General features: G+C 64.8%; 16 protein-coding genes. 3 read left to right on the top strand and 13 right to left on the bottom strand.

Annotation, left to right across the window (positions count from 1 at the left end; genetic code table 11):
* Nucleotides 1–19: 19 nt before the first annotated feature.
* The 12 genes from K3146_RS07125 to tsaD all read right to left on the bottom strand — a co-directional run bounded on the left by K3146_RS07125 (nt 20) and on the right by tsaD (nt 9,290).
* The gene (locus K3146_RS07125) at nt 20–1,030 is read right to left on the bottom strand and encodes a fumarylacetoacetate hydrolase family protein (RefSeq protein ID WP_221545584.1); all 1,011 of its coding nucleotides are present in this window, start codon (nt 1,028–1,030) and stop codon (nt 20–22) included.
* 15 nt (nt 1,031–1,045) lie between these two features.
* On the bottom strand, nt 1,046–1,687 hold the full coding sequence (maiA, locus tag K3146_RS07120) for a maleylacetoacetate isomerase (RefSeq protein ID WP_221545902.1): 642 nt from the start codon (nt 1,685–1,687) through the stop codon (nt 1,046–1,048).
* Complete coding sequence (locus tag K3146_RS07115; protein ID WP_221545901.1) at nt 1,687–2,862, bottom strand: acyl-CoA dehydrogenase; 1,176 nt, start codon at nt 2,860–2,862, stop codon at nt 1,687–1,689. Before K3146_RS07115 ends, maiA begins: the two co-directional genes overlap by 1 nt.
* A gap of 80 nt (nt 2,863–2,942) precedes the next feature.
* Nucleotides 2,943–3,383: a lasso peptide biosynthesis B2 protein gene (locus K3146_RS07110; protein WP_221545583.1), complete on the bottom strand. Its 441-nt coding sequence runs from the start codon at nt 3,381–3,383 to the stop codon at nt 2,943–2,945.
* Between the two features lie 53 nt (nt 3,384–3,436).
* Nucleotides 3,437–3,823, bottom strand: a complete 387-nt coding sequence (locus tag K3146_RS07105; RefSeq protein ID WP_221545582.1) for a four-helix bundle copper-binding protein — start codon at nt 3,821–3,823, stop codon at nt 3,437–3,439.
* A gap of 82 nt (nt 3,824–3,905) precedes the next feature.
* On the bottom strand, nt 3,906–4,271 hold the full coding sequence (locus K3146_RS07100) for a response regulator (RefSeq protein WP_221545581.1): 366 nt from the start codon (nt 4,269–4,271) through the stop codon (nt 3,906–3,908).
* A gap of 66 nt (nt 4,272–4,337) precedes the next feature.
* On the bottom strand, nt 4,338–4,808 hold the full coding sequence (locus K3146_RS07095; RefSeq protein WP_221545580.1) for a hypothetical protein: 471 nt from the start codon (nt 4,806–4,808) through the stop codon (nt 4,338–4,340).
* Nucleotides 4,808–4,948 (bottom strand): hypothetical protein, encoded by a 141-nt coding sequence (locus K3146_RS07090; RefSeq protein ID WP_221545579.1) that lies wholly within the window; start codon nt 4,946–4,948, stop codon nt 4,808–4,810. The genes K3146_RS07095 and K3146_RS07090 overlap by 1 nt, the downstream gene beginning before the upstream one ends.
* Entirely contained in the window at nt 4,949–5,689 is a 741-nt protein-coding gene (locus K3146_RS07085; protein ID WP_221545578.1) for an OmpA family protein, read from the bottom strand. It abuts the gene before it with no gap.
* 33 nt (nt 5,690–5,722) lie between these two features.
* Entirely contained in the window at nt 5,723–7,213 is a 1,491-nt protein-coding gene (locus K3146_RS07080; protein ID WP_221545900.1) for a lipopolysaccharide biosynthesis protein, read from the bottom strand.
* A gap of 50 nt (nt 7,214–7,263) precedes the next feature.
* A complete protein-coding gene (locus K3146_RS07075; protein WP_221545577.1) occupies nt 7,264–8,253 on the bottom strand; it encodes an NAD(P)H-dependent glycerol-3-phosphate dehydrogenase in 990 nt (329 codons plus the stop codon).
* The gene (gene tsaD, locus K3146_RS07070; RefSeq protein WP_221545576.1) at nt 8,250–9,290 is read right to left on the bottom strand and encodes a tRNA (adenosine(37)-N6)-threonylcarbamoyltransferase complex transferase subunit TsaD; all 1,041 of its coding nucleotides are present in this window, start codon (nt 9,288–9,290) and stop codon (nt 8,250–8,252) included. Before tsaD ends, K3146_RS07075 begins: the two co-directional genes overlap by 4 nt.
* A gap of 45 nt (nt 9,291–9,335) precedes the next feature.
* Between tsaD and hemC the strand changes: the two genes are divergently transcribed.
* From hemC to K3146_RS07055, 3 genes are read left to right on the top strand one after another with little or no spacing between them, the layout of a single operon-like run.
* On the top strand, nt 9,336–10,268 hold the full coding sequence (hemC, locus tag K3146_RS07065; protein ID WP_221545575.1) for a hydroxymethylbilane synthase: 933 nt from the start codon (nt 9,336–9,338) through the stop codon (nt 10,266–10,268).
* Nucleotides 10,265–10,948 carry a uroporphyrinogen-III synthase gene (locus K3146_RS07060; RefSeq protein ID WP_221545574.1) on the top strand — a complete coding sequence of 228 codons (684 nt, stop codon included), beginning with the start codon at nt 10,265–10,267 and terminating at the stop codon, nt 10,946–10,948. Before hemC ends, K3146_RS07060 begins: the two co-directional genes overlap by 4 nt.
* Nucleotides 10,949–11,002: 54 nt before the next feature.
* Complete coding sequence (locus K3146_RS07055) at nt 11,003–11,902, top strand: hypothetical protein (protein WP_221545573.1); 900 nt, start codon at nt 11,003–11,005, stop codon at nt 11,900–11,902.
* A 3-nt stretch (nt 11,903–11,905) separates the two neighbouring features.
* Here K3146_RS07055 and K3146_RS07050 read toward each other — a convergent pair whose 3' ends face one another.
* Nucleotides 11,906–13,120, bottom strand: coding sequence for an FAD-dependent monooxygenase (locus K3146_RS07050; RefSeq protein WP_221545572.1), 1,215 nt, complete (start codon nt 13,118–13,120; stop codon nt 11,906–11,908).
* Nucleotides 13,121–13,130: the final 10 nt, after the last annotated feature.

The following is a 13,130-nucleotide window of genomic DNA, read 5'->3' as shown; positions in this document are numbered from 1 at the left end:
TCTAGGGGCCTTACACTGCTCAGGCCTCGACGACCTTCTGTTCGATGGCTCCGAAGATCGAGTGGCCTTCTGCATCCTTCATTTCGACGCGGACGGTATCGCCCGGTGCCATGAAGCGCGTCTTGGCCTCGCCGTCTGCAATCGTCTCGATCATGCGTATTTCGGCGATGCAGCTATAGCCGAGACCGCCTTCGGCCACCGGCTTGCCCGGATCGCCGTCGGGGCCCTGGTTCGAGACCGTGCCCGAACCGATGATTGTGCCCGCACCCAGGTCTCGCGTCTTGGCGGCGTGCGCAACGAGGTCGGCAAGGCTGAAAGTCGCATCGATACCGGCATTGGCGCGGCCGAAGGGTTCGCCGTTGTAGTCGACCATCAGCGGCAGGTGGATGACGCTGCCTTTCCATGCATCGCCGAGTTCATCGGGCGTGACCGCGACGGGGCTGAAAGCGCTGGCAGGCTTGGATTGGAAGAAGCCGAAGCCCTTGGCGAGTTCGCCGGGGATCAGCCCACGAAGGCTCACGTCGTTGACCAGCATGACCAGCTTGATGTGATCCGCGGCCTCTTCGCTCGTCACGCCCATCGGTACATCGTCGGTGATGACCGCGATCTCGCCTTCCATATCGCAGCCCCACTTGGTGTCCTTCAAGGGGATGTCGTCGCGCGGGGCGAGGAACTTGTCGCTGCCGCCCTGGTACATCAGCGGGTCGTGGTAAAAGCTCTCGGGCACTTCGGCGCCGCGCGCCTTACGGACCAGTTCGACGTGATTGATATAGGCCGAGCCGTCAGCCCACTGATAGGCGCGGGGCAGCGGCGAATGCGCCTCGCGCTCGTGAAAGCGCTCGCAAGGCACGGTCTGGTGTTCGACATCGGTGTAGAGCGCGTTGAGCTTCGGCGCGACTTCGTCCCAATTGTCGAGCGCGGCCTGCATGGTGGGCGCGATGTTGTCGGCGGCGCAGTAGCGGGTGAGGTCCTTGGAGACGACCACCAGCTTGCCGTCGCGGGTTCCGTCTTTCAGCGTGGCGAGTTTCATGGGAGGTCCTCTCTCTTATTGGTTTTCGGGATTGTCGGGCTGCGCGTCCGGATGGGCGCGCTGGAAGGTGGGCAGGGCAAGGCAGGCAGCCTCTATTCGCTCGATATGCGGTTTGTCCGAGAAGTCGAACTCGAAGCGCCGCGCGTTGTAAACTTGCGGCAACAGGCAGACTTCGAAAAAACCGGGGCGATCGAACAGGAAGTCGCCCGTGCCAAGCTGCGCAAGGCGCCGCTCCAGCGGATCAAGCGTGCGGGCGAGCCAGTGGCGATACCAGACCGCAATCTCGTCCTGCGACTTGCCGTATTCGTTCGCGAGATACTTCAGGACCGGCAGGTTGAGCGGAGCGTGAAGTTCGGTTGCGATGGCATAGGCCAGTTCGCGCGCAATATAACGGTCTTCGATGTCCGAAGGCAGCAACGGCTTGTCCGGATAGGCTTCGTCGAGCCACTCGATCTGCGCCATCGACTGCACGCGGTCCTTGCCGTCTACTTCGAGCAGTGGCACCGAACCGAAGGGGTTGCGGCTGGTGAAAGCTTCGCCCTTCTGTTCGCTGGTGAGCAGGTTTACCGGGACATACTCGTATTCGAGCCCCTTCAACTCCAGCGCGATGCGCAGGCGGTAGGAGGTCGAGCTGCGATAATATCCGTGAAGCCTGATCAAAACGCAGCGATCCCCGTGATGGCGCGGCCGAGGATCAGCGCATGGACGTCATGCGTGCCTTCATAGGTGTTGACCGTCTCGAGGTTCACCATGTGGCGGATGACCTGGTATTCTTCCGAGATGCCGTTGCCGCCGTGCATGTCGCGCGACTTGCGGGCGATATCCAGAGCCTTGCCGACATTGTTGCGCTTCACGATGGAAATCATGTCGGGCGAGAACTTGCCTTCGTCCATCAGGCGGCCGACCCGGAGCGAACCCTGCAGGCCGAGCGAGATTTCGGTCATCATATCGGCGAGCTTCAGTTGGTAGAGCTGCTTGGAAGCAAGCGGCACCCCGAACTGCTGGCGGTCGAGACCATACTGGCGCGCGGCGTGCATGCAGAACTCGGCCGCACCGAGCGCGCCCCAGCTGATGCCATATCGTGCGCGGTTGAGGCAGCCGAAGGGCCCCTTCAGGCCCTGCACTTCGGGCAGCAGCGCGTCTTCGCCCACTTCGACCTCGTCCATGACGATCATGCCGGTGGTGCTGGCGCGCAGCGAGATCTTGCCCTCGATTTTCGGAGCCGAGAGACCTTTCATGCCCTTTTCAAGCACGAAGCCGCGAATGCCGCCGCCATGCGCTTCGCTCTTCGCCCAGACCACGAAGACATCGGCGAAGGGCGAGTTGGAAATCCACGTCTTCGAGCCATTGAGGACATAGCCGCCGTCGACCTTCTTGGCGGTGGTCTTCATGCCTGCCGGGTCGGAGCCGGCATCGGGTTCGGTCAGGCCGAAGCAGCCGATAAGCTGGCCGCTGGCAAGACCGGGCAGGTACTTCTGCTTCTGCTCTTCCGAACCATAAGCATGGATCGGATACATCACGAGGCTGGACTGGACCGATGCCATCGAGCGGTAGCCGCTGTCGACGCGCTCGATCTCGCGCGCGATCAGGCCATAGGCGACATAGCTTGCGCCCGCACCGCCGTATTCCTCGGGCACGGTCGCACCGAGCAGGCCGGCTTCGCCCATCAGCGGGAAGAGTTCGGGGGCATCGAGTTCCTTGGAAAAGCCCTCGATCACGCGTGGCTGGAGTTCGCTCTGCGCAAATCCATGCGCGGCGTCACGGATCATCCGTTCTTCCTCGGTCAGCTGTTCGTCGAGGTTGAAGGGATCGGTCCAGTCGAATGGCACCATACCGGCCATGTGGTCTCCTTTGTAACTTTATGCGCCGATGGCAGAGAGCGCGTGCGCGTGCAAGGGGCTGGGGCGCGGAATCACGCGGTCTCCGCCGTGCCGGGGACGAGCAGGGTGTAGCTGCTCTCGTCGCATAGTCCGGTCACCCATTCCTCTCCCACCTTCAGCCATGCGTGAAAGCGCGGATGGCCGGCCTCGTCGCGTTGTGTCCCAAGGAACAGGCTGGACTGAATGCTGCGGCGCTCCAGCATCCATCGCGCCGCCAGCGCCTGGGGCAGGCAATGGGGTGAGCCGGGCACGTTATTGAGCGCGCGCATGATCGCGAGCCGGACCCGGCGGACGGTGGCTATGTCGGCTGTGTCATCACCATTCCGGTGCGCGACCGCGCCGAACCGCGAGCGCCAGCGGCGCGGGGGTACGCTTGCGATCAGCGCCTTGGCGTAGAGGACCAGCATGATCGCCTCGAGTGAGGCGATCTTGTCCGCGGAATCGAGGTCCAGGAAGGTGGCGAGCTTGGACATTGCGGCCCGAGCATATCACGACCCAGCAATTTGCACGCAATTTTAGGCCATCTCTAGTTCACCAAAGGGAGAGCCTTGCGGCAGTCTTCTGCACATTCACGGCACATCTCGGCGCACAGCTGGCAATGCGGGTTGTCATGGCCCGAACATTCCTCGGCACAGGTCTCGCAAGCCTTGATGCAGGTCTCGAGCTGGCTTCGCAGCACATCGATGTTCTGCGCAGTGCGGCGCGTGGCAAGGCGGGCGGTGGCGGCGCAGACATCCGCGCAATCGAGGCAGTTGCGGATACACTGGGCCATATCCATGTCCTCGGCCACGCAGGCGTCAGCACAGCTGGTGCAGAAGAGCGAACACAGCATGGCATGGCGTGCGGCGAGGACGAGTTCTTCGGTCCGGTCATCGACCTGGGGATGGGCGTCGACCATTCTTTGCAGGGACATGGATTTTCCTTTCCTTGGAGTGCGTTACCCAAGGAATGGATTGCGGGCGCGGTATGTTCCGCGCCCCGACGAGGTCAAGCGATCAATGGTGCTGCGCGGCGCGCTGGACCGAGTGGATCACCTCTGCCGGCGGGCAGGGCTTCTGCAGCGCCTGGGCGTTGGGGAAGCGGCTCGCGACCTCTTCGGGCGTCAGCTGGCCAGAGTGGAAGATAACCGGCACATTCTCGGCCATCATCTGCTCGGCGAGCGGGTAGACAATGCCATCGCCAAGCTGGACATCGAGGATGGCCACGTCGGGTTTGGTTTTCTGGTATGCGAGCATGGCGCTGGAGAGGTCGTCAAACGGACCTTCGACCAGATAGCCTGCTTCCGAAACGGTATCGCAAAGGTCGTAGCCGACGATCATCTCGTCTTCTGCCACAAGTACGCGTAGCTGCTGCTGTCCCATCCAGCCTCTCCTCGTTTGCGCCGACCCAATGAAGATTAATGGGCGGATGGGAATTTGGTTCCAGCGCTAGGCGCCGGCCCCGTACTTGCTTTGGAACTCGGCCCCTTTCCCGTCTGCGAGCAGTGCGGCCTGGCCCTTCCAGTCGTCACGCCGGATGCGCCCCTCGAAGCGGCCGAGCTGGCTGTCGATCCGGTCGATTTCGGCATCGTCCCATGCGGCGATCTGGCGGAAACTGGTGATGCCGAGGCTTTCGAGCGTAGCGGCCAGCTTGGGGCCAACGCCCTTGATGCGCGTGAGGTCGTCGCCATTGCCGTCACTCACCTTCGTTACCGGCGCAGGATCGCGAGTGGCCGCCGGTGCGGCATCGACCAAGGCGGAATTGCGCTGCGCCCGCTCGGCGCCTTCGTCAAGCACGTCCCTGCTTGCGCCGGTGACGCGGGTGCGGCGGTTGGTGCGGAAGAGGAACCAGGCGACGATCAGCCCGATCACCAGCGCAATCGCCAGCAGGATCCAGTTTTCGGCGAGGAGTTCGCTCATCATTCGTCCTTCTTGTCGTCTTTGTCGTCACTCTCGTCAGCCGGGGTGGTCACCGCGCGGCCCCAGAGTGCCCAGCCAATCGTCAGGCCGATCCCGTAGGCGACCAGCATCAGCGCGATGACTTCGAACCAGATCGGCATCTATCGCGGTCCCGGCGTATCGACGGGGGTGGGAGTCAGCGGTTCGAGCCGGATGACCGAGAATTCGATCCGGCGATTGGCCGGGTCCTCTGCCGTCAGCCCCTGCACGGGCTCGGAAGAGCCAAGTCCGCGAGCGCGCAGGGTGTCGCGCGGAATGCCGCGGCGCACCAGCGCTTCGCGAACGACGCGCGCGCGGTCCATGCTCAGCGCGACATTGGCCGTTTCGTCGCCGATCTTGTCGGTATGTCCGTTGATGGCGATGATCGCGCCAACGCAGGGCTTGAGCGCATTGGCGACCTCGTCGAGCAGCATGCGACTGGCTGGAACCAGCGCAGTGCTGGCCTCCTCGAAACGGATCGTCCGCGTCCGTAGCAGGCCGTCGACATCTTCCTGGCAGTGAAGCGGTTCGAAGGCCCGGTCCCCGCTCTCGGCATTGACCGTACCATCGACCCAGCTGACCCCGCCGACCCCGGATATCGAAGCCACCGCCTGCGCAGCGCGCGCACGCATGGGGTCGTCGAGAGTCTCGCCGCCCGACAGGACGGGGTGGCGAGAGGGCGCGCCATAGCGATTGGCGAAGCGGGCATCGATCTGCGGTGTCCCGGCTTCGGCAAGCGCCGCCTCCGCCTCATCATGCAGCCGGTCGGCCATCGCCTGCGCCCCTTGCTGGCTCGCAACGAAACCAAGCGCCGATACCAGCGCGGCGCCGAGGATTATCGCGAAGTTGGATGGCAGTTTCATGGCCCACTATCTCTAGAGCGCGCGAGGGCTTGTTCAAGGGGTCGGCGCAGTTGAGTCGCCCTGATTCTGGCTCTTCTTGAACAGGATCCGGTCTTCCGGTCCGAAACCGCGCTTCCAGATCACGAAGAAGTAGGTAGCGAGGATCGCCGGGATGCCGACGATCAGCTCTGCCCATTCGGGCAATTGCGTGGCGAGGAAGCCCACGACGACCGCCGGGGCGGTCGCCCAGACCAGCGTCCAGCGCCAATTGCTGACCGGCGCCTTGAGCAGCGACTTGAGCAGCAGCGCCTTGATCAGGCTGGAAATGCCGAGCGCGATGAACAGCGCAAGCGCCGCCCCCGCAGCCTTGAAGCCCTCGCTCATGCCATAGGTGTCGGCCAGCATGATGAGGCCTAGCGTGAGAACCGCTTGCAGCGTGATGATACCGATAGAGATCATCAAATTCCGCTTGCGCGCGATATAGACCAACACGCTTTCGGAGACGACTGCCATCGAGGCCACGACCTCGGCCGCGAGCAACAGCGCAAGCGCGCCCGTACCGCCAACGATGGCAGGTCCGCCAAGGCCCATGACCGCCTCGCCCGGGATGGCAAGAGCCAGCGCGATTCCCGCCTGCAGCGCGATGATCCAGAATCCGACCTGGCGCACCTGCGCGGCGATGGCCCCCATGTTCCCGCTCTTCAGGTTTTTCGTGATCACTGGCGATAGGATCGGTTCGAAGCTGGACTTCAGCTTTTGCGGGACGCTCACCACTTCCTTTGCAAAGAAGTAGATGCCGACCGCCGCGGCCGAGGTCGACTGGCCGAGCAGGAAGACGTCGAGCAAACGTGTCCCGCGCTCGATCACGTCGGCGCCGACGAGCGGGAGTGCGCGGGCCGACATCTTGCCCAGGTAACGCGGCCGGGGGCGCCAGCCGCTCGGCAGGCCATAGGTTCGCAGGAAGGCCCAAAGAGCGGTCAGGAGGCCGCCGTAGATCGAAGCGAGAAAGGCGAGCGCGAGCCCGCCATCCTTGATCGCGGGAATGAAGAAGAAGGCGCCGACGCAGATCGATCGCGTCCACGGCTCGACAATGGCGCGGGCGCGCACGGTGGTGGCGATATCATAGCGGTAAGCCTGCGCTGCCAGCAGAATTTCGGTGAGCGCGAAAGCGGGGATCGCTGCGATCATCCACATGTCGAACTGGCTGCCGGTCCCGTTCGGGAAGATGATGACCGGGAAGGCCAGCAGCAAGGCGCAGGCAAGGATCGCGAAGGCGAATGATGCCAGCATCCCGTCGAAGACGAGATTGGCGGGCCTGATCCTGTCGTCTTCTATGCCGTCGGTCAACCGCTGCGCGAGGCCGCGCTTTTCGCCGAGCGCGCAGACCAGTGCGAAGATTTCGATGACAACGAAGGCTGCGGCGAAGCGCCCCATGGCCTCGACCCCGTAGAGCCTATAGCCGATGAACAGGAAGGGGATGTTGCCCAGCAGGCGGATGAAGAAACCGAGCGTATTGGTGCGCCCGCCCTTGGCGAGCGTCGCCATGTCGTCGCCGCCCTTGGCAGGATCAACTGGTGCAGGGGATGTCGGATCGCTCAAGCGCCGGCTTCCTGTTCGGCCTTGAGCGGGCGGGACAGCAGTCCCTTGACCACTTTCGCCGGATTGTCGCCCTTGAGTAAGTCATAAACGGCAGTGACGATCGGCATGGCGATGCCGTAGCGTGCGGCCAGCTCGACCAGCACGGGCGCAGTGTGCGCGCCCTCGGCCACCGTCCGGCGGTCGGCCATAAGGTCGCTTGCCTTCTGCCCTTCTCCCAAGGCCTTGCCGAGCGAGAAATTGCGGCTCGATGTGGAAGAGCAGGTCAGCACGAGATCGCCGAGACCGCACAGGCCGGTCAGCGTTTCGGGCTTGGCGCCCTTTGCCTCTCCGAAGCGCAGCATCTCGGCATAGCCGCGCGCGATCAGCGCCGCGCGCGCATTCTGGCCGAGCTGAAGGCCGTCGACCACCCCGCAGGCGATGGCGAGCACATTCTTGACCGCCCCGCCGATCTCCGCCCCCGTCACGTCATCGGAAAAATATGGCCGGAAAGCGGGTCTCGCGATGTAGGGAGAAATCCGTTCCCACTGCGCTTCTCCGCCTCCGCAGGCGAGCGTGACGGCTGCGGGGAGACCCGCGGCTACTTCATGCGCAAAGGTAGGGCCGGACAGTACCGCGATCTTGCTACCCGGTGCCACGTCGCGCGCGACGTGGTTCATAAGCCGCCCCGTGCCAGCCTCGATCCCCTTAGAACACAGGACGAGATCGCGCGGATGGCCGGGCATCGCTTCGAGAACCTTGCCCATATGCTGTGCAGGCGTGACAACCAGCAGCACGTCGAGATCGGCCATCCGGCTGAGGTCATCGGTCGCGCGGATAGTGTCGTGTAGCGTGGCGCTCGGCAGGTAGATCGTGTTGGTGCGCGCAGAGTTGATCTCTTCCACGAGCTCCGTCTCGCGCGCCCAGAGCAGGATCTCGGTCCCGTCGCTTGCCACCATCTGCGCAAGCGCGGTTCCCCATGCGCCTGCCCCCAGGACCCCGATTGTCATGCTTTCACTCCTGCGCCGCGCACCGGCTCCGCTTCCGGATCGAGCGGCCAGCGCGGCCTTGCCGATATCTCGAGCGGGTCGGGGGCGAAATTGTCCATGCCTAGCCGCTCTATACCAGCCCAGGCGATCATGGCTGCATTATCCGTGCACAATCTGGGTGGCGGGGCGGTGAAACGCATGTCGTGTGCGGCAGCGAGCTGTCCCAGCGCGCTGCGAACCGAGGCGTTGGCAGCGACACCGCCTGCCACCACGAGCGTGCGGCAATCGGACATTTGGGCGAGCGCAATGCGCAGACGGTCGACCACGCAATCGATCGCGGCCTGCTGGAAGCTAGCGGCAATGTCGGCTGGCTGGTACTTGCCGCTTTCATGCGCGCGCAAAACGGCGCTCTTGAGGCCGGCGAAGGAGAAATGGGGTTCGCCGCTGCCGACCATCGGGCGCGGCAGGGGGACTGCCTTTGGATCGCCTTCCTTTGCCACCCTCTCCACCGCCGGGCCGCCAGGAAATCCGAGGCCGAGGATTTTGGCGGTCTTGTCGAAGGCCTCGCCCAGCGCATCGTCGATTGTCGTCGCAAGGCGGCGGTATTGGCCCACGCCATCGACCCGCAGTATCTGGCAATGGCCTCCCGAAACTAGCAGGAGCGCGTAGGGAAATTCGAGCGTCTCGTCGGCAAGCCGCGGGCTCAGCGCGTGGCCTTCGAGGTGGTTCACTGCGATCAGCGGCACGTCACCTGCCATGGCAAGGGCCTTGGCGCTGACCAGCCCGACCATCACCCCGCCAATGAGGCCTGGCCCGGCGGTCGCTGCAATCGCGTCGAGATCGCTTAGCGACACGTCGGCATCTGCCAGGACCGCCTCGATCATCGGCGCCAATCGCTCGGCATGGGCGCGCGCAGCGATCTCCGGCACGACGCCGCCGAAAGGCGCGTGCTCGGCATCCTGCGAAGCGATGCGCTGTGCCACGATACGTCTCTCGCCGTCGACCAGCGCTGCCGCGGTTTCGTCGCAGCTGCTTTCGATGCCCAGAACCAGTGTCATTGCGCTTCCCCTTAGCGGGATCGCTCGCTAGGGCAAGCGCCCGCCATGCCTGACAAGCCGCTCATTCGCCTCGGAACCCGCCGCTCTCCGCTTGCCATGGCGCAGGCGCATGAGGCGCGCTCGCGTTTGTGCGCGGCGCATGGCTGGGACGAGGCGCAGATTGAGCTCGTCCCCGTGATTGCCAGCGGGGACAAGATCCAGGATCGGCCGCTCGCCGATATCGGCGGGAAGGCGCTGTGGACGCGCGAACTCGACAACTGGCTTGACGAGGGGCGGATCGACGCAGCCGTCCACTCGATGAAAGACGTCGAGACGCTTCGGCCGGACGATTTCGCTATCGGCGCAATCCTGCCGCGCGCGGACAAGGCCGACGTCTTGCTCGGTGCGCGGTCGATCTCTGCCATCCCGCCCGGGTCGAAAGTTGGCACCAGCGCGCCGCGCCGTGCGGCCCAACTGCTCCACGCGCGGCCCGATCTAGAAGTGGTCGGCATTCGCGGCAATGTGGCGACGCGGATGGCGAAGCTGCAGGCTGGCGAGGCCGATGCGACCTTCCTCGCCGCTGCCGGACTCGCGCGGCTGGGCGAGGAGGCGGTCGGGGTACGGCTCGATCCCGGGGAGTGGCTTCCCGCTCCAGCGCAAGCCGCAATCGGGATCGAATGCTGCGCCGACGATGGCAGGACGCGCGACTGGCTCGCCTCAATCGACCACACGCCGAGCCGCGAAGAGGTGCTAGCCGAACGGGCCCTGCTCGAAGGCTTCGGAGGAACTTGCCACAGCCCCATCGCCGCGCTCACCCGGCGCGAAGGGAGCGAGCTTCATATGACTGCCGCGATATACAGCCCCGACGGCGCGATCTGCATCCGGCGCGAGGCCGTATTCGCTCCGGGGAATCACGACGCTGCGCGGCAGCTTGCTCACGACATGCTGGACGCGGCGCCTGAGCATGTCCGTGCCCATTTCAACGGTGCGCAAGCGTGAAGCGACTGTTCGTCTTCCGGCCCGAACCCGGGCTTAGCGTCACGCTGGAGACCGCGCGTTCGCTAGGTCTGGAAATTTCGGGCTGCCCCCTCTTCGAAGTCGAGCCGGTCTCGTGGTCAGCCCCGCCTGTCGAGGATTACGACGCGCTGCTGGTGGGCAGCAGCAATGTCTTCCGCCACGGGGGGACATCCTTGCCCAAGCTGGAGACACTGCCCGTCTATGCGGTGGGCGAAGCCACTGCCGAAGGCGCGCGCGAGAAGGGTTTCCTGGTCACGAAGACCGGCAAGGGTGGGCTGCAGGTCCTGCTCGACGAGCTGGCTGGCCGTGAGCTGAGGATGCTGCGCTTGTGCGGAGAGGCGCGCGTCGAGCTCGATCCTCCCGCCGGGATTACGATCGACACGCGGGTGGTCTATCGCACCACGCCGCTTGAAGTTTCTGACGAATGCGCCGCGGCGATGCACGAGGACGGCGGTGTTGCACTCCTCCATTCGGGCGAGGCGGCGCGGCGGCTGCGTGCCGAATGCGAGCGGCTCGGGATCGACCGCGGCAAGCTCACCATCGCCGCGCTCGGCCCGCGCATCGCCGACATGGCTGGCGGGGGCTGGCAATCTGTCCACACCGCAGCGCAGCCTCTTGATGCCGAGCTACTGGCCTTGGCGCAGGCTTTGTGCCAAGGCTGAAGCGGGGGATTGGCAGGCCGGTTCGACCGGCCCGGCCAGCGTGATTGGAATAGAATGGACACATTTTCGAACAATCGGCGCGGGACCGGCAAGATCCGGCCCATGCTGCTTGCGGTTGCCGGGTCTTTCGCGCTCGGAGCCGGCCTGGTGGGTTACATCGTCTGGCAGATGGACGATGGCGAAACTGACGTTGATCCCGCTACAAACGAACCACAGGCGGCGCTTGCCTCGCCGGTAACCAGCGATACGCCGATCCCGTCGCCCTCCGCGACTGCCAGCCGCGCCGCTGCGGAAACCGCGGAAGCGGTCGAGCAGATGGCCGAGCAGCAGGGCGGCATCGATCAACGTCTTGCCGCCGCCGAACAGCGTCTCGCGCGTCTTGATCTCCAGGCACAGGCAGCCGCCGGCAATGCCGCGCGCGCCGAAGGCCTGCTGATCGCCTTTGCCATCCGTCGCGCTATCAACAAGGGAGCAGAGCTTGGCTATCTCGCCGACCAGCTGCGGCTGCGCTTCGGCGATGCGCTGCCCAATGCGGTGAATACCATCCTCACTTTTTCGCGCGATCCGGTCACGCTCGACCAGCTGACCGCCCGGCTCGACGGACTCGCACCGCAACTGCAGAGCGGGGAGGATCGCGGAGGGTTCGAGCGCTTTACCGAAGAGTTGGCTGCCCTGTTCACCGTCCGCCGCGAAAGCGCACCCTCGCCGCAGCCCGAAATGCGGATCGAACGCGCGCGGCTGTTCCTGCTCAGCGGAAGGACGAACAGCGCGATTGCAGAAGTGCGGAACATGCCCGGGGCGAGCAATGCCCAAGGGTGGCTGCGCGACGCCGAACGCTATGCCGCGACGCAGCAGGCGCTGGACCTGATCGAAACCGCCGCCGTGCTCGAACCGCGCCGCCTGCGCGACGGGATGGGTAACCGGATTTCGCAGCCCAGTCCTGCCGAAGAGTAGGCTTCAGGCCTTCATCAGTTCGGGAACGTCGCCAGAGACGCCTCGCGCCTCGTCCATGAAGAACTTCTTCAGCCAGCCGCTGCGCTGGACGCCGGCCATGCCGAGGCGGCGCACCGCGCTGGCGGTCCTGCCGGGGACACCGAACAGGCGGGTGAGCGTGTCGGTCGCGCCCATGACCATGATGGAATCGAGTGCGCGCCACTTCTCGTAACGCTCGAGCACCTGCGCATCGCCGAGGTCGAGGCCCAAACGGCGCGCCTCTTCCAGCACTTCCACCAGCGCCCCTACATCGCGCAGGCCGAGGTTGAGGCCCTGTCCCGCAATCGGGTGCATCCCATGTGCGCTGTCCCCAATCAGCGCCATGCGTTCGCCGACGATCCGCGCCGTATGCTGGAAGCTCAGAGGGTAGGAGGACCTTCCGCTGTTGAGTTCGAGCTTGCCCAGGATATCGCCCATGCGCTTCTCGACTTCGGCAAGGAAGGCGCGGTCGCCCATCTTGAGCACGCCCGCGGCATCCTTCTCGTCCACCGTCCATACCAGCGCGCTGCGATGCGTTCCGTCCGGACCGTCGAGCAGCGGGAGGAGGGCGAAGGGCCCGTCCTCGTAGAAGATCTCCCATGCGACGCCTTCATGCGGCTTCGAATGGTTGAGCCCGGTGATGATCGCGCGGTGCGAATAATCCCAGCTCGCCATCTTGAGCTCGGCTTCCTCGCGAGTAGGCGATCCGCGCCCCTCCGCACCGACAAGCAGATCGGCCTCCAGCACGGTGCCATCGGCCAGCGTTGCGCTGACGCAGAAGGCATCGCGGTGCCGCTCGACGACGTCGACAGGCGCGTGGTGCGTGATGAGCGGCTCGGCCTTGGCCGCGTCATAGAGCGCGATCCGCAACTGGCGGTTGGCGAACATGCGTCCCAAAGTGCCTTCATGCGGCTCGGGGCGGAAATCGATCCGGCCCGGCTTCATCTGGTCGAGCACGGCAATGGCCTCGATCTCGCAGCCATGTTCTTCCAGGCTCTCGGCCAAGCCGATATTGCGAAAGAGGCGCCAGCTGGCGGTCGAGATCGCCGAGGCGCGGCCATCGAAACTTTCGGCGGTGAGGTCTGCCGGATCGGCTCGATCGACCAAGTGGCTGGAAAGGCCCTTTTTCGCCGCCGCCAGCGCCAAAGTGGTGCCGACGAGTCCGCCGCCAAGGATGAGCAAGTCGCGCTTGTCTGTCATGGGGGCAGTC

The sequence above is a fragment of the Qipengyuania vesicularis genome, from assembly GCF_019711415.1.
GTDB lineage: Bacteria > Pseudomonadota > Alphaproteobacteria > Sphingomonadales > Sphingomonadaceae > Qipengyuania > Qipengyuania vesicularis.
This window is presented reverse-complemented; position numbering and strand designations above follow the sequence as displayed.